The organism is Streptomyces sp. SolWspMP-5a-2, assembly GCF_900091845.1.
GTDB classification, from domain to species: Bacteria; Actinomycetota; Actinomycetes; order Streptomycetales; family Streptomycetaceae; genus Streptomyces; species Streptomyces doudnae.
In genome coordinates this window covers 10,249-33,397 of record NZ_FMCI01000160.1, presented here as the reverse complement: position 1 = coordinate 33,397, position 23,149 = coordinate 10,249, and the positions used below count along the sequence as shown (strand labels likewise).

At 75.0% G+C, this 23,149-nt stretch carries 1 protein-coding gene; it reads right to left on the bottom strand.

Going from position 1 to position 23,149, the window contains the following annotated elements; translation table 11 throughout:
• Window positions 1–5: 5 nt before the first annotated feature.
• Entirely contained in the window at window positions 6–23,147 is a 23,142-nt protein-coding gene (locus GA0115242_RS16705) for a type I polyketide synthase (protein WP_093829180.1), read from the bottom strand.
• Window positions 23,148–23,149 lie beyond the last annotated feature (2 nt).

The following is a 23,149-nucleotide window of genomic DNA, read 5'->3' as shown; positions in this document are numbered from 1 at the left end:
TCGTCTCAGCGGTCGCCCAGCCGGCCCAGCTCGTTGTCGATGAACGCGAAGACGTCGTCGGCGCTGGCCGATTCGAAGTCGTCGTCGACGGACGAGTGGGTCGGTTCCGGGGCGGCGCCGCGTACCTTGTCCAGCATCTGGCCGAGGCGCAGGGCGAGGCCCGCGCGGGTGATCTCGTCCGGGTCGCCCGCCGCGAACAGCGCTTCGAGCCGGTCGAGTTCGGTGAGGAGCGACGGCCCCTGCGGGGTGTCGTCGCCCACCAGCTCGGAGACGAAGTGCTCGGCGAGCGACGTCGGGGTCGGGTAGTCGAAGACCAGCGTCGCCGGCAGGCGCAGTCCGGTCGCGGTGGAGAGGTGGTTGCGCAGTTCCAGCGCGGTCAGGGAGTCGAAGCCGAGGTCGCGGAACTCCTGGGTGATGTCGACGGACTTCGGGGAGGCGTGGCCGAGGACCCGGGCGGCCTGCTCGCGGACCAGGTCGGTGACGTGCCGGACGCGGTCGGCCGCGCCGAGTTCGGCGAGCCGGGCGCCGAGCGCGGCGGAGGCTCCGGCCGCGTCGGTGGCGGCGGCGGTGCGCCGGCCGCTGCGGACCATGGAGCGGAACAGCGGCGGCAGGTCCTCGATGGCGGCGCCGCGCATGGCGCCCGCGGCGAGACCGACCAGGACGAGGAACGTCTCGTCGGAGCCGCGCGCGATGTCGAACAGTTCGAGACCCTGCTCGACGGGCAGCGGCGGGAGGCCGCCCGACTGCATGCGGCGCATGTCGGTGTCGGAGAGGGTGCTGGTCATGCCGCCGTCGTGGGCCCACGGTCCCCAGGCCAGCGAGGTGCCGGTGAGGCCGAGTTCGCGGCGGTGGCGGGTGAGGGCGTCCAGGAAGGAGTTGGCGGCGGCGTAGTTGCCCTGGCCGGGGCTGCCCATGACGCCCGCGATGGACGAGAAGGGCAGGAACGCGGCGAGGTCCAGGTCCCGGGTCAGCTCGTGCAGGTGCCAGGCGGCGTCCACCTTGGGCCGCAGGACGTCGGCGAGCCGCTCCGGGGAGAGCGAGGCGATGATGCCGTCGTCCAGGATGCCCGCGGTGTGCACGATCGCGGTGAGCGGGTGGGCCCCGGGCACCGCGGCGATCATGGCGGCGGTGGCGTCCCGGTCGCTGGTGTCGCAGGCGACGACGGTGGCCTCGGCGCCCAGCTCCCGCAGTTCGGCGGTGAGTTCGGCGGCGCCGGGGGCGTCGGCGCCGCGCCTGCTGGTGAGCAGCAGGTGGCGCATCCCGGCGGCGGCGAAGCGGCGGGCGAGGTGTCCGCCGAGCGCGCCGGTGCCGCCGGTGATGAGGACGGTGCCGTCCGGGTTCCAGCGCGGCGGCATGGTCAGGACGATCTTGCCGATGTGCTTGGCCTGGCTCATGAAGCGGAACGCCTCACGGGCCCGCCGCACGTCCCACACCTTCACCGGCAGCGGCGACAGCGCGCCCTCGGCGAAGAGTTCGAGGAGTTCCCCGAGGAGTGCCTTGTTGCGCTCGGGTCCGGCCTCGCCGAGGTCGAAGGCGCGGTAGCGGACGTCGCCCGTGGAGCGCGGGTCGCGGATGTCGGTCTTGCCCATCTCCAGGAACCGGCCGCCGGGGGCGGTGATCCGCAGGGAGGCGTCCACGAACTCGCCCGCGAGGGCGTTCAGGACCACGTCCATGGCCGGGAACTTGTCCGCGAAGCCGAGGTCGCGGGAGGACGCGATGTGGTCGTCGTCCAGGCCCATGGACCGCAGGGCGTCCCACTTGCCCTCGCTGGCCGTCGCGTACACCTCGGCGCCCAGGTGGCGGGCGAGCTGGATGGCGGCCATGCCGACACCACCCGCACCGGCGTGGATCAGCACCTTCTCCCCCGCCGACAGACCGGCCAGGTCGCGGAAGGCGTACAGGGCGGTGAGGAACACCAGCGGCACGGAGGCCGCCTCGCGCTGGGTCCAGCCGTCGGGCACGCGGGCCAGGTAGTGCTGGTCGGCGACGACGACGGGGCCGAAGCCGCCGCCGACGGTGCCCAGGACGCGGTCGCCGACGGCGAGCCCGGTGACGGCCTCGCCGATCCCGGTGACCACGCCCGCGGCCTCGGTGCCCATCGGGCCCGACTCGCCCGGGTACATGCCGAGCGCGTTGAGGACGTCGCGGAAGTTGACGCCGGTGGCGTCCACGGCGACCCGGACCTCGTCCGCGCCGAGCGGTGCGAGGACCTCGGGGCACGGGGCGAGGACCAGGTTGTCGAGGCTGCCCTTGCCCGTGGTGTCCAGGCGCCACGGCACATGGGCCGGGGCGAGCAGGCCGGGCGCGGTGGTGAGCCGTTCCAGGCGGCCGACGAGCGGGGCGCCGTCCCGGACGGCGAACTGGGCGTCCCCGGTGGCGAGGAGTCCCGGCAGGTCGGGCAGCAGGGCGCGCAGCGCGTCCTGGGTGTCCGGGGTGCCGGTGGTGTCCAGGTCGAGCAGGACGAACCGGTCGGGGTTCTCGGACTGCGCGGAGCGCACCAGGCCCCAGGCAGCGGCAGCGGCGAGGTCGCGGACGGTCTCGGTGTCGGTGGCGGCGATCGCGCCGCGGGTGACGAAGACCATCCGGGCGTGGTCGATCCGGTCGGTCGCCAGCCACCCCTGGAGCAGGTCCAGGGTGCGGGTGGTCAGCGCGTGGACCGCGCCCGGGACGTCCTGGCCGGGCCCGTACAGGTCGTCGGCGCCCGCTCCGGTGAGCGGGACGAGGACGAAGTCGGGGGCGCCGGAGGTGTCCCCGTCGGGGCCGGTGAGGTCGGCGAGGGAGGCCAGGGTGGTGCCGAGGAGGTCGCCGCCGAGGGTGCCGGCGGTCAGGCCCTCGGTGGGCTTGACCTCGGGCACGGCCGTCCAGTCGAGGCGGAAGACCGGCTCCTGGCCGCCGGTGGCGACCGGGGCGCTGGGCACGGTGGGCGCGCGCAGCACCAGCGACTCGGCGGAGAGCACCGGGGCGCCCTCTGCGTCGGCCGCGGTCACCCGCACCGACTCGTCGCCGAGCCGCTGGATGCGCACCCGGAGCGTGGTGGCGCCCCGGGCGTGCAGGGAGACGCCGTTCCAGGCGAACGGCAGCAGCGGGTTCTCGGCGCTGCCGACGCCGAGGTAGCCGTTGGCGTGCTGGACGGCGTCGAGGAGCGCCGGGTGCATCCCGAAGTACTGGGCGTCACCGGCGACGTCGTCGGGCAGGGAGACCTCGGCGAAGGCTTCCTCGCCGCGGATCCACACCTGGCGCAGGCCGTGGAAGGAGGGCCCGTACTCGGTGCGGCTGTAGTCGCCGTCGAACTGGACGGAGACGGCGTCGGCGGGCGGCCAGACGGGCGCCTCGAAGGTGTCGGTGCGCTCCTCGACGGCGAGGAGGCCGTCGGCGTGCCGGGACCAGGGGCCTTCGACGACGTCGGAGGGCCGGGAGTAGAAGGTGATGGTGCGGGAGCCGTCGTCGCCGGGGGCGCCGATGACGACCTGGACGGAGGTGGGGACCTTCGCGTCGAGGACCATCGGGGCGGCGAGGACCAGTTCCTCGACCCGGCCGCAGCCGACCTGGTCGGCGGCGCGGACCGCCATCTCCAGGTAGCCGGTGCCGGGCATGATGACCGTGCCGCCGACCTTGTGGTCGAGCAGCCAGGGGTGCACCTGGAGGGAGATCTGGCTGGTGAAGAGGGCGGCCTCGGAGTCGGCGAGCGGTACGGCCGCGCCGAGCAGCGGGTGTTCGGCGGAGATCAGTCCTGCCGTGCTGATGTCGCCGGTGAGGGCGGCCGGGCGGGGCCAGTACCGCTCGCGCTGGAAGGCGTAGGTGGGCAGGTCGGTGCGGTGGGCGCCGGTGCCCTCGAACCAGTCGCTCCAGCGGACGCGGACGCCGCTGACGTGGAGTCCGGCGAGCGCGGTGAGCAGCGCGGTCTCCTCGTCGCGGTCCTTGCGCAGGGCCGGGAGGACGACGGCCTCGTCGTGTCCCCCGTCGTCCAGGACGCGCTGGGTGAGGGCGGTGAGGACACCGCCGGGACCGATCTCCAGGAAGGCGTTGGCGCCGGTCCCGGTGAGGGCGCGGACGCCGTCGGCGAAGCGGACGGTGGAGCGGACGTGGCCGACCCAGTACCCGGGGTCGGTGAGCTGCCCGGCTTCGGCGAGGGCGCCGGTGACGTTGGAGACGACCGGGATCTTCGGCTCGGCGTAGGTGAGGCTCTCGGCGACGGCGCGGAAGGCGTCGAGCATCGGGTCCATCAGCGGCGAGTGGAAGGCGTGGCTGACCGAGAGGCGCTGCGTCTTGCGGCCCTCGGCCGTGAACTCGGCCGCGAGCGCGAGGACTTCGGCCTCGTCACCGGCGACGACCACGGAGTCGGGCCCGTTGACGGCGGCGAGCGCGATCCCGTCGGTCAGGCGACCGGCGATCTCCGCCTCGGTCGCCTGGACGGCCACCATGGCACCGCCGGACGGCAGTTCCTGCATGAGGCGGGCACGGGCCGAGACCAGCGCGCACGCGTCGTCGAGGGAGAACACCCCGGCGACGTGCGCGGCCGCGATCTCGCCGATGGAGTGTCCGGCCACGAACTCCGGGCGCACGCCCCACGATTCGACCAGGCGGTAGAGGGCGACCTCGACGGCGAACAGCGCGGGCTGCGTGTACCCGGTCGTGTCCAGCCGCTCGTCGGCCTCGGCGAACAGCACCTCCCGCAGCTCGGGGACGTCCAGACGGGCCAGCGCCGCGTCCAGCGCCTCCGCGAACACCGGGAAGCGGGCGTGCAGTTCACGGCCCATCCCGGCCCGCTGCGAACCCTGGCCGGAGAAGAGGACGGCGAGGGAGCGGATGGCTGCGCGGCCCCGGGCGGCCTCGACGGGCGCGCCGCCGGGTCCGGCGAGGAGCACCGCGCGGTGGTCGAACAGGGCCCGTCCGGTGGCGAGCGAGAAGCCCAGGTCGAGCGGGTCCGCGGTGGTGAGGGCGGTGACGGCCGACGCCTGCGCGTCCAGGGCCTGTTCCGACTTGGCGGAGACCGGCCACGGCACGACGGTCGGGGTGACCGTGGGGGCGGCGGGCGTCGCGGGCTCCTCCGGTGCCTCGGGCGCCTGCTCGATGATGGTGTGCGCGTTGGTGCCGCTGATGCCGAAGGACGAGATGCCCGCGCGCCAGGGGCGCCCGGTCTCGGGCCACGCGGACTCCTCGGTGAGCAGCCGGATCGCCCCGGCCTCCCAGTCGACGTGCGTGGAGGGCCGGTCGACGTGCAGGGTGCGCGGCAGGACGCCGTTGCGCATCGCCATGACCGTCTTGATGATGCCGGCGACACCGGCGGCGGCCTGGGTGTGGCCGATGTTGGACTTGATGGAGCCCAGCAGCAGCGGCCGGTCCTCCGGGCGGTCCTGGCCGTAGGTGGCCAGCAGCGCCTGCGCCTCGATCGGGTCACCGAGCGGGGTGCCGGTGCCGTGGCCCTCGACGGCGTCGATGTCGGAGGTGGTGAGTCCGGCGCTGGCCAGGGCCTGGCGGATCACCCGCTGCTGGGACGGGCCGTTGGGGGCGGTGAGGCCGTTGGAGGCGCCGTCCTGGTTGATGGCCGAGCCGCGGACCACGGCGAGGACCTCGTGGCCGTTGCGGCGCGCGTCGGAGAGCCGTTCGACGACGATCAGGCCGACGCCCTCGGACCAGCCGGTGCCGTCGGCGGCGTCGGCGTACGCCTTGCAGCGGCCGTCGGTGGACAGGCCGTTCTGGAGGGTGAAGCCGGAGAAGCTGGACGGCGTGCTCATCATCGTGATGCCGCCCGCGACGGCGAGGTCGCACTCGCCCGCGCGCAGCGCCTGCATCGCCCAGTGCAGGGCGACCAGCGAGGACGAGCAGGCGGTGTCGACGGTGACCGCCGGGCCTTCGAGCCCGAAGGTGTAGGCGAGCCGCCCGGAGACGACGCTCGCGGCGAGGCCGGTACCGGCGTGGCCCTCCAGGTCCTCGCGGGAGTTCATGACGAGGGTGGAGTAGTCCTGGCCGTTGGTGCCGACGAAGACACCGGTGCGGCTGCCGCGCAGCCCGTCGGCGTCGATGCCGGAGCGCTCGAACGCCTCCCAGGTGGTCTCCAGGAGGAGGCGCTGCTGCGGGTCCATGGCGAGCGCCTCGCGCGGGGAGATCCCGAAGAACGCGGCGTCGAAGTCGGCGGCGCCCGAGAGGAATCCACCGCGCAGGGTGGCGCTGCGGCCGCGGCCGTCGGCGCCGCCGCTGGTCAGGGTCGCGAGGTCCCAGCCGCGGTCCTCGGGGAACGCCTCGACGCCGTCGCGGCCCTCGCTGAGCATCGCCCACAGGTCCTGCGGGGAGCGGACCCCGCCGGGCAGCCGGCAGGCCATCCCGACGATGACGACCGGGTCCTCGGCCAGCGCCGCGGCGGTCGCCGGGTCGGCGCCCCGGGTGTCGGGTTCGCCGAGCAGCGCGGTGACGAGGTGCTGGGCGAGCGCCTTGGCGGTCGGGTAGTCGTAGACCGTGGTGGCGGGCATCCGCAGGCCGGTGGCGAGGGCGAGCCTGTTGGGCAGTTCGATCGCGGTGAGCGAGTCGAAGCCGAGGTCGCGGAAGTTCCTGTCGGGGGCGACGGCCTCCGGTCCCGGGTGGCCGAGGACGGCCGCCGCGTGGGTGCGCACCAGGTCCGTGAGGAGTCCGGCGCGCTCGTCGGCGGGCAGCGGGCGCAGCCGTTCGGCGAGCCCGGACGCGGCGGTCCTGGTCCGGTCACGGGTGTTCTCGGCGTCGGCCAGGGCCTGCCTGGCCTCCGGCAGGTCGCGCAGCAGGGCGTTGCCGCGCATCCCGATCAGCCCGTCCAGGACCTGCGGCTGGCGCGGGTCGAAGAGGACCGGGGCCGCCTCGGGCCTGGTGACGGCCTGGCGGAGCGCGGCGAGCGCCAGATCGGGGTGGACGGCGGGGTGTCCCGCGCCCGTCTGCTGGGGGCGCTGTGCCGGGGCGTCGTCGCCGATCCAGGCGCCCCAGCCGATGGCGGTGGCGGGCAGTCCGGCGGCGCGGCGGCGCCGGGCGAGCGCGTCGAGGACGGCGGTGGCGGCGGCGAGGTTGGCGCGGCCGGCCGTGCCGATGGTCCCGGCGACGGACGAGCAGAGGACGAACGCGTCCAGGTCGAGGTCGCGGGTCAGCTCGTCCAGGTGGAGGGCGGGCGCGGTCCTGGCGTGGTGCAGGGCGGCGAACCGGTCGGGGGTGAGGTCGTCCAGGACGCCGTCGTCGACGACACCGGCCGCGTGCACGACCGCGGTGAGCGGGGTGGTGTCCGGGACGGCGGCGAGGACGGCGGCGAGGGCGTCGCGGTCGGCGGCGTCGCAGGCGACCAGGGTGACGTGGGCGCCCAGGTCGGTGAGTTCGGCGCGCAGGGCGTCGGCGCCGGGGGCGTCAGGGCCGCGGCGGCCGAGGAGCACCAGGCGTTCGGCGCCCGCTCCGGCCAGCCAGCGCGCCACGTGGGCGCCCCGGCCGCCGGTGCCGCCGGTGACGAGGACGGTGCCGCGCGGCTGCCAGCCCGCGTCGGGCGCGGTCTCGGTCGCCGGGACGAGCCTGCGGCCGAAGACGGCGGAGGCGCGGACGGCGACCTGGTCCTCGCCGTCGTGTCCGGCGAGGACGGCGGCGAACCGGCGGGCGGCCCGCTCGTCCAGGTCGGCGGGGAGGTCGACGAGACCGCCCCACACGGCGGGGTGTTCGAGCGCGGCGACCCGGCCGAGGCCCCAGACGGCGGCCTGTGCGGGGGCGGTGACGGCCTCGGTGCCCGCGACCGTGACGGCGCCCCTGGTCAGGGCCCAGAGCGGGGCGCCGACCTCGGCGTCCAGCAGTGCCTGCACCAGTACGGCGGTCGGGACCGCGGCGGTGTCGGGGTTCTCGGTGGAGTCGGCGACGGCGAGCAGGGAGACCACGCCGGCGAGAGCGGTGCCGTCGGCGGCGAGGGCGCGCAGCCTGGCCGCGAGGGCGTCGCGTTCGACGGTGTCCACGGTGAGGCGGACGAGGTCGGCGCCGCCGGTGCCGACGGCGTCGAGGACGGCGGACGTCCACGGGTCGTCGGCGTGCGCGGCGGGCACCACGGCGAGCCAGGTGCCGGTGGGCGCGGGCGCGGTGGCGGGCAGGGAGAGCGGCTTCCACGTCTCGTGGTGCCGGTTGGAGTCGACCATGGCCTGGTCGCGGCGCCTGCGCCGCCAGGTGGAGAGGGCGGGCAGGACGGCGCCGAGGGCGTCGGTGTCCACGGCCAGGTCGGCGGCGAGGCTGGTGAGGTCCTCGCCCTCGACGGCGGTCCAGAAGGCGCCGTCGAGGGGGTCGGCGGTGCCGCCGGTGGCGTGGCGCCGGGTGTCGGGCCAGTAGCGGGAGCGCTGGAAGGCGTACGTGGGCAGTTCCACGCGGCGGGCGCCGGTGCCGTCGAGGGCGGCGGCCCAGTCGACGCGGACGCCGGTGACGTGGAGTCCGGCGAGCGCGGTGAGCAGCGCGGCCTCCTCGCCGCGGTCCTTGCGCAGCGCGGGCACGGCGACCGGGGCGTCAGTGTCGGCGGGGTCGAGGGCGTCGAGGGTCTGCCGGGTGAGGGCGGTGAGGACGCCGCCGGGGCCGACCTCCAGGAAGGCGTTGGCACCCGCGTCGGCGAGGGCGCGGACGCCGTCGGCGAACCGGACGGTGGAGCGGACGTGCTCCACCCAGTAGGCGGCGGTGCTCAGTTGGCCGGGGGTGGCGAGAGCGCCGGTGACGTTGGAGACGACCGGGATCGTCGGCTCGCCGTAGGTCAGACCCTCGGCGACCTCACGGAACGCGTCCAGCATCGGGTCCATGAGCGCCGAGTGGAAGGCGTGGCTGACCGAGAGGCGCTGCGTCTTGCGGCCCTCGGCGACGAACTCGGCCGCGAGCGCGGTGACGTCGTTCTCCGGACCGGCGACGACCACGGACTCCGGGCCGTTGACGGCGGCCACGGACAGCCCGCCCGTCAGCCGCTCCGCGACCTCGGCCTCGGTCGCCTGCACGGCCACCATGGCACCACCGGACGGCAGTTCCTGCATCAGACGGGCACGGGCCGAGACCAACGCGCACGCGTCCTCCAGCGAGAACACCCCGGCGACATGCGCGGCCGCGATCTCACCGATCGAGTGACCGGCCACGAACTCCGGCGTCACACCCAGGGATTCGAGGAGCCGGTAGAGGGCGACCTCGACGGCGAAGAGAGCGGGCTGCGTGTACCCGGTGGTGTCGAGGAGGGCGGCCTGCTCGGAGCCCTCCTCGGCGAACAGCACCTCGCGCAGTCCGGTGACGTCCAGACCGTCGAGGACGGCGTCCAGCGCCTGGGCGAACACCGGGTAGCGGGCGTGCAGTTCACGGCCCATCCCGGCCCGCTGCGAACCCTGACCGGAGAAGAGGACGGCGAGGGAGCGCTCGACGGCGCGGCCCCTGGCCACCTCGGCGGGCTCCGCGTCGGCCGTCGCGAGCAGCACCGCGCGGTACTCGAAGGAGGACCGGCCGGTGGCGAGCGAGAGGCCGATGTCCAGCGGGGTGACCCCGGTGACGGACGTGACCCGGGCGAGCTGGGCGTCCAGGGCCTCGGGGGACTTCGCCGAGACCGGCCACGCGGCGGCCGGGGCCGTGCCGGGCGCGGTGGCGGGAGCGGGCTCCTGGGGTGCGTCGGGTGCCTGCTCGATGATGGTGTGCGCGTTGGTGCCGCTGATGCCGAAGGAGGACACGGCGGCCCGGCGCGGGCGCCCGGTCTCGGGCCACTCGGTGGTCTCGGTCAGCAGGCGCACCTCGCCCTCGGTCCAGTCGACGTGGGTCGAGGGCCGGTCGATGTGCAGGGACTTGGGCAGGACGCCGTGCCGGATCGCCATGACGGTCTTGATGACGCCCGCGACACCGGCGGCGGCCTGCGCGTGGCCGATGTTGGACTTGATGGAGCCCAGCAGCAGCGGCCGGTCCTCGGGCCGGTCCTGGCCGTAGGTGGCCAGGAGCGCCTGCGCCTCGATCGGGTCACCCAGGGTGGTGCCCGTGCCGTGCGCCTCGACGGCGTCGACGTCGGCCGTGGTGAGCCCGGCACTGGCCAGCGCCTGCCGGATCACCCGCTGCTGGGACGGGCCGTTGGGGGCGGTGAGCCCGTTGGAGGCGCCGTCCTGGTTGACGGCGGAGCCGCGCAGCACCGCGAGCACCGGGTGCCCCTTGCGGCGGGCGTCGGAGAGCCGCTCGACGACCAGCATGCCGACGCCCTCGGACCAGCCGGTGCCGTCGGCCGCGTCGGCGAACGCCTTGCAGCGGCCGTCGCCCGCGAGACCGCCCTGCCGGGTGAATCCGGCGTAGCCCATGGCGGTGGACATCACGGTGACGCCGCCCGCGAGCGCCAGGTCGGCCTCGCCGGAGCGCAGCGCGTGCGCGGCCCAGTGCAGGGCGACCAGCGAGGAGGAGCAGGCGGTGTCGATGGTGACCGCCGGGCCCTCCAGGCCGAACGTGTAGGAGAGGCGCCCGGAGATGACGCTGGTGGCGAGGCCGGTGGGGGCGTGGCCCTCGGCGTCCTCGCGGGAGTTCATGACCAGGGTGGTGTAGTCCTGGCCGCTGGTGCCGACGAAGACACCGGTCCGGCTGCCGCGCATGGTGGCCGGGTCGATCCCGGCCCGCTCGAACGCCTCCCAGGACGTCTCCAGGAGCAGCCGCTGCTGCGGGTCCATGGCGAGCGCCTCGCGGGGCGAGATGCCGAAGAACCCGGCGTCGAAGTCGGCGACGTCGTAGAGGAATCCGCCCTCGGAGGTGGCGCTGCGGCCGTGGCCGCTCTCGCCGCCGCGCTGGAGGGTGTCGAGGTCCCAGCCGCGGTCGGTCGGGAAGGCGGATATGCCCTCCTCGCCGTCCAGGACGAGCTGCCACAGCTCCTCGGGAGAGCTGACGCCGCCGGGCATCCGGCAGGCCATGCCGACGATGACGATCGGGTCCTCGGCGACGGCCGTGGCGACCACGGCGGGCCCGGCCGCGCCGGTCTTGCGCTCCTCGTCGAGGAGCGCGGAGACCAGGTGTTCGGCGAGGACCGTGGGGGTCGGGTAGTCGAAGACGAGGGTGGCGGGCAGCCGCAGTCCGGTGGCGGCGGTGAGCCGGTTGCGCAGTTCGACGGCGGTGAGCGAGTCGAAGCCGAGGTCGTGGAAGTCGCGGTCGGCGTCGATGGCCTTGGTCGAGGAGTGGCCGAGGACCGGTGCGGCCTCGCCGCGGACCAGGTTGACGGCGAAGCGCAGCCGCTCCTCCTCGCGCAGGTCGAGGAGTTGGCGGGTGACGGCGGCGGCGGTGCTCGCGCCGCCGACGGCGGTCGCGGCGGCGCGGCGGGTGCCGCGCACCAGGTTGCGCAGCAGCGGCGGGACCTCGCCGGGCATCCGGCTGTCGCCCGAGGCGCCGATCGGCACCAGGTACGGCTCGGCGGAGACGGTGGCCGCGTCCCACAGGGCGAGGCCCTGCGCGACGGTGAGGGGCGGCGCGGCGGAGGCCGTCATGCGGCGCATCCCGGCGTCGGAGAGGGTGCCGGTCATGCCGGCGGTCTGCTCCCAGGCGCCCCAGCCCAGCGAGAGGCCGGGCAGGCCCTCGTCGGCGCGGTGCTGGGCGAGGGTGTCGAGGACGACGTTGGCGGCCGCGTAGTTGGCCTGCCCGGCGCTGCCCATGACGCCGGAGACGGAGGAGAACATCACGAACGCGGCGAGGTCGAGACCCCGGGTCAGCTCGTGCAGGTGCCAGGCGGCGTCGACCTTCGGACGCAGCACCGTCGCCAGCCGCTCGGGGGTGAGCGCGGTGACCACACCGTCGTCCAGAACACCCGCGGTGTGCACCACGGCCGTCAGCGGGTGCTCAGCGGGCACGGACGCCAGCAGCTCGACGACGTCCTGACGGTTCGTCACATCACACGCGGTGACGTCGACATGGGCGCCGAGTCCGGCCAGTTCGGCGCGGAACTCGTCGACACCCGCGGCGGCCGGACCGCTGCGCGAGACCAGCAGCAGACGGCGGGCACCGCGCTCCTGGACCAGGTGGCGGGCCAGCTCACGGCCGAGACCACCGGTACCGCCGGTGATCAGGACCGTGCCGTCGGGGTTCCAGCGGGTCGGGAGCCGCAGCACGATCTTGCCGATGTGCTTGGCCTGGCTCATGAAGCGGAACGCCTCACGCGCCCGCCGCACGTCCCACACCTTCACCGGCAGCGGCGACAGCGCACCGGAGTCGAACAACTCGACCAGTTCGGCCAGGAGTTCGCGCGTCCGGTCGGGTCCTGCCTCTCCGAGGTCGAAGGCGCGGTAGCGGACGTCACCGACCGATCGGGGGTCGCGGATGTCGGTCTTGCCCATCTCCAGGAACCGGCCGCCGGGCGCGGTGATCCGCAGGGAGGCGTCCACGAACTCGCCCGCGAGGGCGTTCAGGACGACGTCCATGGCCGGGAACCTGTCCGCGAAGGACACGTCACGCGAGGAGGCGATGTGGTCGTCGTCCAGGCCGAGCCCGCGCAGGGTGTCCCACTTGGGCTCGCTGGCCGTCGCGTACACCTCGGCGCCCAGGTGGCGGGCGAGCTGGATGGCGGCCATGCCGACACCACCCGCACCGGCGTGGATCAGCACCTTCTCCCCCGCCGACAGACCGGCGAGTTCGGTGAGGCCGTAGAGGGCGGTGAGGAACACCAGCGGCACGGAGGCCGCCTCCTCGTCCGTCCAGGATCCGGGGACACGGGTCAGGAAGCGCTCGTCGATGAGGGTGTCGGTGGCGAGGCCGCCCGGCACCATGCCCATCACACGGTCGCCGACGGCGAGTTCCGTGACGCCGGGGCCGACCGCGGTGACGACACCGGCGGCCTCGGCGCCGAGCAGCCCCGCCTCGCCCGGGTACATGCCGAGCGCGTTGAGGACGTCGCGGAAGTTGAGACCGGCGGCGCGGACCTCGACGCGGACCTCGCGGTCGGCGGGGTCCTCGGACACCTCGGGGCTCGGGCGCAGGGTGAGCGCGTCCAGGCTGCCCCGGGAGGTGCTGTCCAGGCGCCACGGCCCGTCGGCGGGCGGCAGCAGGGTCGGCGCGGTCACCGCGCGGTCCAGCCGTCCGACGAGGAGCGCGCCGTCACGGACGACGAACTGGGCGTCGCCGCCCGCCAGCAGGGCGGGGAGCTGCGGCAGGACGTCCTCGGCGCGGGCGTCGGCGTCCAGGTCGAGCAGGGCGAAGCGGGTGGGGTTCTCGGACTGGGCGGCGCGGACCAGGCCCCAGACCACGGCGGCGGCCAGATCACCGATCCGGTCGTCCGCACCGGCCCGCACGGCCCGGCGGGTGACGAACACCAGGCGGGAGTCGGCGAACCGCTCCCCGGCCAGCCACTCCTGGACCAGGCCGAGGGCGTGCGCGGCGAGGTGCTGGGTGGCGGCGGGCAGGTCGGTGTCGTCGAGGTCACCGGAGACCGGCACGCAGACCAGCGTCTCGTCGCCGGTGAGCCCGGCGAGGGCGGTGACGGGAGCGGACCCGGCGGGGGCGGCGACGGTGGCGTACCGGGCGGCCTCGGTGGCCTGGCCGGCCGGGGTCTCCGGGGCGGCCGTCCAGTCGAGGCGCAGCAGCGAGTCCAGTTCGGTGCGGCGGGCCGCGGGCGCCGCGATCCCGGCGGGCACCCGCAGGACCAGCGACTCCGCCGACAGGACGGGGGCGCCCTCGACGTCGACGGCGGCGATGGACACCGAGTCCTCGCCGGTGCGGGCGACGCGGAAGCGGACCACGGAGGCGCCGCCCGCGTGCAGCGACACCCCGGCCCACAGGAACGGCAGCAGCTTGTGCTCGTCGTCGAGTCCGGCGAAGCCGACGGACTGGACGGCGGCGTCGAGCAGCGCCGGGTGCATGCCGTAGTAGCCGGCGTCGTCGGCCTGGGACGGCAGGGCCGCCTCCACGAACGCCTCGTCGCCGCGCTTCCAGACGGCGCGGATGGTGCGGAAGACGGGACCGTACTCGGTGCGGTCGTAGAAGCCCTCCAGGTCGACGGCGACCGCGCCCTTCGGCGGCCAGACCGACGCGTCGAGGACGGCGGTGACGGCACCGCCGGTCAGGACGCCCGCCGCGTGCTCGGTCCAGGGGGCGTCGGGGGCGTCGGCGGGCCGGGAGTACAGGCTGACGGTGCGGGCGCCGCTCTCGTCGGGGGCACCGGCCCACACCTGGACGACCACGGCGGCGTCCTCGGGCAGCAGCAGCGGGGTGGCGAGGGTGAACTCCTCCACCCGGTCGCAGCCGACCTCGTCGGCGGCGCGGACGGCCAGTTCGAGGAAGCCGGTGGCGGGGAAGAGGACGAGGCCGCCGCCGACGGTGTGGTCGGCGAGCCACGGGTGGGTGGTGAGGGAGAGGCGGCCGGTGAACAGGACGCCCTCGGAGGTGGCGAGCGCGGTGGCGGCGCCGAGCAGCGGGTGCTCGGCGGGGCGGAGTCCGGCGCCGGTGACGTCACCGGTGTGGGTGGCCGGGCGCGGCCAGTAGCGCTCGTGGTGGAAGGCGTAGGTGGGCAGGGCGACGCGGCGGGCGCCGGTGCCGTCGAAGCAGCGCGCCCAGTCGATGTCGACGCCGGAGGTGTGGAGCTGGGCCAGCGCGGTGAGCAGCGCGGTCTCCTCCGCCCGGTCCTTGCGCAGCAGCGGCACGGAGAGGCCCGTGTCGAGGGTCTGCTGGGCGAGGGCGGTGAGGACGCCGCCGGGGCCGACCTCCAGGTAGGCGTTGGCACCGGCGTCGGCGAGGGCGCGGACACCGTCGGCGAACCGGACGGTGGAGCGGACGTGCTCCACCCAGTAGGCGGCGGTGGAGAGTTGGCCGGGAGTGGCGAGAGCGCCGGTGACGTTGGAGACGACCGGGATCGTCGGCTCGCCGTAGGTCAGACCCTCGGCGACCTCACGGAACGCGTCCAGCATCGGGTCCATGAGGGCCGAGTGGAAGGCGTGACTGACCGAGAGGCGCTGCGTCTTACGGCCCTCGGCGACGAACTCGGCCGCGAGCGCGGTGACGTCGTTCTCCGGACCGGCGACCACGACGGAGTCGGGACCGTTGACGGCGGCCACGGACAGCCCGTCCGTCAGCCGCTCCGCGACCTCGGCCTCGGTCGCCTGCACGGCCACCATCGCACCACCGGACGGCAGTTCCTGCATCAGACGGGCACGGGCCGAGACCAGCGCGCACGCGTCCTCCAGCGAGAACACCCCCGCGACATGCGCGGCGGCGATCTCACCGATCGAGTGACCGGCCACGAACTCCGGTGTCACACCCAGGGATTCGACCAGGCGGTACAGCGCGACCTCGACGGCGAACAGCGCAGGCTGCGTGTACCCGGTCGTGTCCAGCCGCTCGTCGTCCTCCGCGAACAGCACCTCCCGCAGCTCCGGGACGTCAAGACCGGCCAGGACCGCGTCCAGCGCCTGGGCGAACACCGGGAAACGGCCGTACAGTTCACGGCCCATCCCGGCCCGCTGCGAACCCTGGCCCGAGAACAGCACCGCGAGCGAGCGCTCGACGGCGCGGCCCGTGGCCACCTCGGCGGGCTCCGCGTCGGCCGTCGCCAGGAGCACCGTGCGGTGCTCGAAGGAGGTGCGGCCGGTGGCCAGCGAGTACCCGAGGTCGAGCGGGGAGGCGTCGAGCGCGGTGAGGCGCTCCAGCTGACCCGGCAGGGCCTCCTCGGTGCGGGCGGAGACCGGCCACGGCACGACGGCCGGGGTGATGTCCGGCTCGGCCTCGGCCGGGGCCTCGGCGGTGTCCGGCTCCGGCTGCTCCAGGATCACGTGGGCGTTGGTGCCGCTGAGGCCGAAGGAGGAGACACCGGCCCGCCAGGGGCGCCCGGTGTCGGGCCAGTCGGTGTGCTCGGCGAGCAGCCTGACCGCCCCGGCCTCCCAGTCGACGTGGGTGGAGGGCCGGTCGATGTGCAGGGACTTGGGCAGCGTGCCGTGGCGCATGGCGAGGACCATCTTGATGACGCCCGCGACACCGGCGGCGGCCTGGGTGTGCCCGATGTTCGACTTGATGGAGCCCAGCAGCAGAGGCTGCTCCGGGTTCCGGTCCCGGCCGTAGGTGGCCAGCAGCGCCTGCGCCTCGATCGGGTCACCCAGGGTGGTGCCCGTGCCGTGCGCCTCGACGGCGTCGACGTCGGCCGTGGTGAGCCCGGCGCCGGCCAGGGCCTGCCGGATCACCCGCTGCTGGGACGGGCCGTTGGGGGCGGTGAGCCCGTTGGAGGCACCGTCCTGGTTGATGGCCGAGCCGCGGACCACGGCGAGGACCTCGTGGCCGTTGCGGCGCGCGTCGGAGAGGCGCTCCAGGACGAGCATGCCGACGCCCTCGGACCAGCCGGTGCCGTCGGCGGCGTCCGCGAACGCCTTGCAGAGTCCGTCGCCCGCGAGGCCGCCCTGCCGGGTGAAGCCGGAGAAGTTCATCGGCGTCGACAGGACGGTGACACCGCCCGCGAGCGCGAGGGAGCTCTCCCCGCTGCGCAGGGACTGGGCGGCGAGGTGGAGCGCGACGAGGGAGGAGGAGCAGGCGGTGTCGACCGTCAGGGCGGGGCCTTCGAGACCGAGGGCGTAGCTGACGCGGCCGGAGATGACACTGGTGGCAAGCCCCGTGCTCGCGTGCCCCTCGACGTCCTCGCGTGAGGTCATGACGAGGTTGGCGTAGTCCTGCCCGGTGGTGCCGACGAAGACGCCGGTCGCGGAGCCGCGCAGGCCCGCCGGGTCGATCCCGGACCGCTCGAACGCCTCCCAGGACGTCTCCAGGAGCAGGCGCTGCTGCGGGTCCATGGCGAGCGCCTCGCGGGGCGAGATGCCGAAGAACCCGGCGTCGAAGCCGCCGACGTCGTGCAGGAAGCCGCCGCGCCGGGTGGCGCTGACGCCCCGGTTGTCGTGGCCGCCGCCGAAGAGGGCGTCGAGGTCCCAGCCGCGGTCGGTCGGGAAGCCGGTGATGCGGTCCTCGCCGTCGGCGAGCATCTGCCAGAGCGCGTCGGGGGTGTCGACGCCGCCGGGCATCCGGCAGGACATGCCGACGATGACGACCGGGTCGTCGGCGATGTCGGCGGCCACCAGCGGGGCGCCCGACTCGCCGTGCTCGTCGAGGAGTTCGGCCACCAGGTGCTCGGCGAGGCCGTGCGGGGTGGGGTAGTCGAAGACCAGGGTGGCGGTGAGGCGCAGCCCGGTGACGGTGGTCAGGCGGTTGCGCAGTTCGACGGCGGTGAGCGAGTCGAAGCCGAGTTCGCGGAACTCGCGGCCGGGCTCGACGGACTTGGCCGAGGAGTGGCCGAGGACGGCGGCGGCCTCGGCGCGCACCAGCTCGACGGCGTGCCTGACCCGGTCGTCGGCGGGGAGTTCGAGGAGGCGGCGGGCGAGGTCGGCGGCGGTGCTCGCGCCGCCGACGGCGGTCGCGGCGGCGCGGCGGGTGCCGCGCACCAGGTTGCGCAGCAGCGGCGGGACGAAGCCGAGGACGCGGCTGTCGCCCGAGGTGGAGCCGATGGGGACGACGAGGGGTTCGTCGGAGCCGGTGGCGGTGTCGAAGAGGGCGAGGCCGCGTTCGACGGGCAGGGGGGCGGCGCCGGACGCGGCGATGCGCTGCATGTCGGCGTCGGAGAGGGTGCCGGTCATGCCGGCGCTCTGCGCCCAGGCGCCCCAGGCCAGCGACTGGCCGGGCAGGCCCTCTGCGGCGCGGTGCTGGGCGAGCGCGTCCATGAAGGTGTTGGCGGCCGCGTAGTTGGCCTGTCCCGGGCTGCCCATGACGCCGGAGACGGAGGAGAACATCACGAACGCGGCGAGGTCGAGGTCGCGCGTCAGCTCATGGAGGTGCCAGGCGGCGTCGACCTTCGGACGCAGCACCGTCGCCAGCCGCTCGGGGGTGAGCGCGGTGACCACACCGTCGTCGAGGACACCCGCGGTGTGCACGACGGCCGTCAGCGGGTGCTCAGCGGGCACGGAGGCGAGCAGCTCGACAACGTCCTGACGGTTCGTCACATCGTATGCGGAGACGTCGACATGGGCGCCGAGTCCGGCCAGTTCGGCGCGGAACTCGTCGACACCCGCGGCGGCCGGACCGCTGCGCGAGACCAGCACCAGACGACGGGCACCGCGCTCCTGGACCAGGTGGCGGGCCAGCTCACGGCCGAGACCACCGGTACCGCCGGTGATCAGGACCGTGCCGTCCGGGTTCCACCGGGTCGGCATGGTCAGCACGATCTTGCCGATGTGCTTGGCCTGGCTCATGAAGCGGAACGCCTCACGGGCCCGCCGCACGTCCCACACCTTCACCGGCAGCGGCTTCAGGGCCCCCGCGGCGAACAACGCCGTCAGCTCGGACAGGAGTTCACCCGTCCGGTCGGGTCCGGCCTCGCCCAGGTCGAAGGCGCGGTAGCGGACGTCACCGACGGACGCCGGGTCGCGGACGTCGGTCTTGCCCATCTCCAGGAACCGGCCGCCGGGCGCGGTGATCCGCAGGGAGGCGTCCACGAACTCGCCCGCGAGCGCGTTCAGGACCACGTCCATCGCCGGGAACTTGTCCGCGAAGCCGAGGTCGCGCGAGGACGCGATGTGGTCGTCGTCCAGGCCCATGGACCGCAGCGTGTCCCACTTGGACTCGCCGGCCGTCGCGTACACCTCGGCGCCCACGTGGCGGGCGAGCTGGATCGCGGCCATGCCGACACCACCCGCACCGGCGTGGATCAGCACCTTCTCCCCCGCCGACAGACCGGCCAGGTCACGGAAGGCGTACAGGGCGGTCAGGAAGACCAGCGGCATCGAGGCCGCCTCGTCGTCGGACCAGGACGCGGGGACGTGCGTGAGGTAGCGCTCGTCGATCAGGACGGTGTCGGCGAGGCCGCCGGGCACCATGCCGAGGACGCGGTCGCCGACGGCGAGGCCGGTGACGTCGGGGCCGACCGCGGTGACGACACCGGTGGCCTCCGAGCCGAGGAGTCCCGCCTCGCCCGGGTACATGCCGAGGGCGCTGAGGACGTCGCGGAAGTTGAGACCGGCGGCGCGGACCTCGACGCGGACGCTGCGGCCCTCCGGCTCGTCGAGCGCCTCGGGGGCGGGGACGAGGGCGAGGGCGTCGATGCTGCCGGGGGCGGTGCTGTCCAGGCGCCACGGGAGTCCGGGCACCGGGAGCAGTCCCGCGCCGGTGGTGAGCCGGGCCAGGCGGGCGACCAGCAGGGTCTCGTCGCGTACCGCGAACTGGGCGTCGCCGCCCGCCAGCAGGGCGTTGAGCTGCGGCAGGACGTCCTGGGGGCGCGCGTCGGCGTCCAGGTCGAGGAGGGCGAAGCGGCCGGGGTTCTCGGCCTCGGCGCTGCGGACGAGGCCGTGCGCGGCGGCGGCCGGGAGGTCCCGGACGGTGGTGTCGGACCCGGCGGCGACGGCTCCCCGGGTCACGAACACCAGGCGGGCGGTGCCGGACGGGTCGTGCTCCAGCCACTCCCTGACCAGGTCGAGGGTGCGGGCGGTGAGGGCGTGGACGGCGGCCGGGGTGTCGCCCTCGGGGGCGGTGAGGGGGACGAGGACCAGGTCGGGGGTGTGGGTCGCGGCCTCGGTGAGGTCGGCCACCGGGGCGGGCCAGGCGAAGTCGCCCGCGCCCAGGGTGACCGCGCGGACGTCGGCGGCGGGGCCGTCGGGGGCGGGGACCCACTCCAGGCGCAGCAGCCCGTCCTGCTCGCTGCTGTGCAGGGTGGGGGCCTGGAGGGCGGAGGGGACGCGCAGGATCAGCGACTCGGCGGAGAGCACCGGGGCACCCTCGACGTCGACGGCGGCGATGGAGACGGTGTCCTCGCCGGTGCGGGCGACCCGGACGCGGACCACGGAGGCGCCGCCCGCGTGCAGGGAGACCCCGGACCAGGAGAACGGGACGAGCTTCTTGCCGTCGCCGAGCCCGGCGAAGCCGACGGACTGGACGGCGGCGTCGAGCAGCGCCGGGTGCATGCCGTAGTACTCGGCGTCGTCGACCTGGGCGGGCAGGGCGACCTCGACGAAGGCCTCGTCGCCGCGGGTCCAGACGGCGCGCAGGCCCTGGAAGACGGGCCCGTACTCGGTGCGCTCGTAGAAGCCCTCCAGGTCGGCGGCGACCGCGCCGCGCGGCGGCCAGACCAGGGCGTCGAACCCGGCGGTGCGCTCCCCGGTGGTGAGGAGGCCGGTGGCGTGCTCGGTCCAGCGCTGCTCGGGGTCGTCGACGGTCTGCGAGTAGACGGTGACGGGGCGGGCGCCGGACTTGTCGGGGGCGCCGACCCAGACCTGGACGAGGGCGGCGGAGGTGTCGGTGAGGATGAGGGGCTTGGCGAGGGTGAGTTCCTCGACCCGGTCGCAGCCGACCTGGTCGCCCGCGCGGACGGCGAGTTCGAGGAAGCCGGTGGCGGGGAAGGCCGCCATCCCGCCGACCGTGTGGTCCATCAGCCAGGGGTGGGTCTGCGCGGAGAGGCGTCCGGTGAACAGCACGCCGTCGGTCCCGGCGAGGGAGACGGCGGCACCGAGCAGCGGGTGTTCGGCGGAGACCAGGCCCGCGGCGCTGACGTCCCCGGCGGCGGCCATCAGGACGGGCCAGTACCGCTCGTGCTGCCAGCTGTAGGTGGGCAGGTCGGTGCGGCGGGCGCCGGTGCCGTCGAAGCAGGTCGCCCAGTCCACGGAGACCCCGGCGACGTGCAGCCGGGCGAGGCCGGTGAGCAGGGCGCGCTCCTCGGCGCGGTCCTTGCGCAGCACCGGCACCACGACGGTGTCGGCGCTCTCCAGGGTCTGCTGGGCGAGCGCGGTGAGGACACCGTCGGGGCCCAGCTCGACGAAGGCGTTCGCACCGGCGTCGGCGAGGGCGCGGACGCCGTCGGCGAAGCGGACGGTGGCGCGGACGTGCTCGACCCAGTAGTCGGGGCTCGCGAGGAGGCGCTCGTCGGCGAGGGCGCCGGTGACGTTGGAGACGATCGGCAGGAGCGGCTCGTGGTAGGTGAGGCTCTCGGCGACGCGGCGGAACTCCGCGAGCATCGGGTCCATCAGCGGCGAGTGGAAGGCGTGGCTGACGGCCAGGCGCTGCGTCTTGCGGCCGGCGGCGGCGAACTCGGCGGCGAGGGCGAGGACTTCGCCCTCCTCACCGGCGAGGACGACGGAGTCGGGTCCGTTGACGGCGGCCAGCGAGACGCCCGCGGTGAGGCGCGGCGCGGTCTCGGCCTCGGTCGCCTGGACGGCCACCATGGCGCCGCCGGACGGCAGTTGCTGCATCAGGCGGGCGCGGGCGGCGACCAGGGTGCAGGCGTCGGCGAGGGAGAGGACCCCGGCGACGTGCGCGGCGACGATCTCGCCGATGGAGTGTCCGGCCACCGACTCCGGTGCGACGCCCAGGGATTCGAGGAGCCGGTACAGGGCGACCTCGACGGCGAACAGGGCGGGCTGGGTGTAGCCGGTGGAGTCGAGGAGGGCGGCCTCGGGGGTGCGCCGGTCGGCGAACATGATGTCGCGCAGCGGGCGGTCGAGGTGCGGGTCGAGGAGGGCGAGGACCTCGTCGAGGGCGGCGGCGAAGACCGGGAAGCGGGCGTACAGCTCGCGTCCCATGCCGGGGCGCTGGGAGCCCTGGCCGGAGAACAGCACGGCGAGGGAGCGCTCGGTGGCGTGGCCGCGGGCCGCCTCGGCGGGGACGCCGTCGAGCCCGGCGAGCAGGACGGCGCGGTGCTCGAAGAGGGAGCGTCCGGTGGCCAGGGAGTGGCCGACGTCGAGGGGGGTGCCGGAGACGGCGGCGAGGCGGGTCAGCTGGTCGGCGAGGGCGGCCTCGGTGCGGGCGGAGACCGGCCACGGGATGACGGCGGGCTTGGTCACCGGCTCCGCGGGGGTCTCGGTGACCGCGGCGGGCTCGGCCTGTTCGAGCAGGACGTGGGCGTTGGTGCCGCTGATGCCGAAGGAGGAGACACCGGCGCGGCGCGGGCGGCCGGTCTCCGGCCAGTCCTGGGCGTCGGTGAGCAGGCGCACGGCGCCCGCGGTCCAGTCGACGTGCCGGGAGGGCGTGTCGGCGTGCAGGGTCCTGGGCAGGACGCCGTGGCGCATCGCCATGACCATCTTGATGACGCCCGCGACGCCCGCGGCGGCCTGGGCGTGCCCGATGTTCGACTTGATGGAGCCGAGCAGCAGCGGCTGGTCGCCCGGCCGGTCCTGGCCGTAGGTGGCGAGCAGGGCCTGCGCCTCGATGGGGTCGCCGAGGGGCGTGCCGGTGCCGTGCGCCTCGACGGCGTCGACGTCGGAGGTGGTGAGTCCGGCGGCGCCGAGGGCCTGCCGGATGACGCGCTGCTGGGCGGGCCCGTTGGGCGCGGTGAAGCCGTTGGATGCGCCGTCCTGGTTGACGGCGGAGCCGCGGATCACGGCGAGGACGGGGTGGCCGTTGCGGCGCGCGTCGGAGAGGCGCTCCAGGAGGAGCACGCCGACGCCCTCGGACCAGCCGGTGCCGTCGGCCTCGTCGGCGAACGCCTTGCAGCGGCCGTCGCCCGCGAGGCCGCCCTGGCGGGAGAACTCCATGAGCGAGCCGGGCGCGGACATCACGTTGACGCCGCCCGCGAGGGCGAGGGTGCACTCGCCCGCGCGCAGGGCGTGGGTGGCGGCGTGCAGGGCGACGAGGGAGGAGGAGCAGGCGGTGTCGACGGTGACGGCGGGGCCTTCGAGGCCCAGGGTGTAGGAGAGGCGCCCGGAGGTGGCGCTGGCGGCGATGCCGGTGCCGATGTCGCCGGTGGCGTCGGACAGGGACCTGATCATCAGGTAGGCGTAGTCCTGGCCGTTGGTGCCGACGAAGACACCGGTGCGGCTGCCGCGCAGGGCGCGCGGGTCGATGCCCGCGCGCTCGACGACCTCCCAGGACGTCTCCAGGAGGAGGCGCTGCTGCGGGTCCATGGAGACGGCCTCGCGGGGCGACACCCCGAAGAAGGCGGCGTCGAAGTCGGCGACCCCGTCGAGGAACCCGCCCTGCTGGCTGACGGCGTGGCCGCGGGCGTCGACGCCCGCGTCACGCAGCGCGTCCAGGTCCCAGCCGCGGTCGGTGGGGAAGCCGGAGACGGCGTCGGTGCCGGTGGCGACGAGGTTCCAGAGGTCTTCCGGGGAGTTGACGCCCCCGGGGTAGCGGCAGCTCATCGCGACGACGGCGATGGGCTCCGAGGCCGCGGCGGCGAGTTCGCGGTTCTGCCGCCGCAGGCGCTCGGTCTCCTTGAGCGAGGCCCGGAGAGCTTCGACAACTTTTTCGCTGGGCGTGGTCATGT

Excerpts from the sequence above, each read along its gene's own strand:
- GA0115242_RS16705 (WP_093829180.1), bottom strand. The coding sequence starts at position 23,147 with ATGACCACGCCCAGCGAAAAAGTTGTCGAAGCTCTCCGGGCCTCGCTC.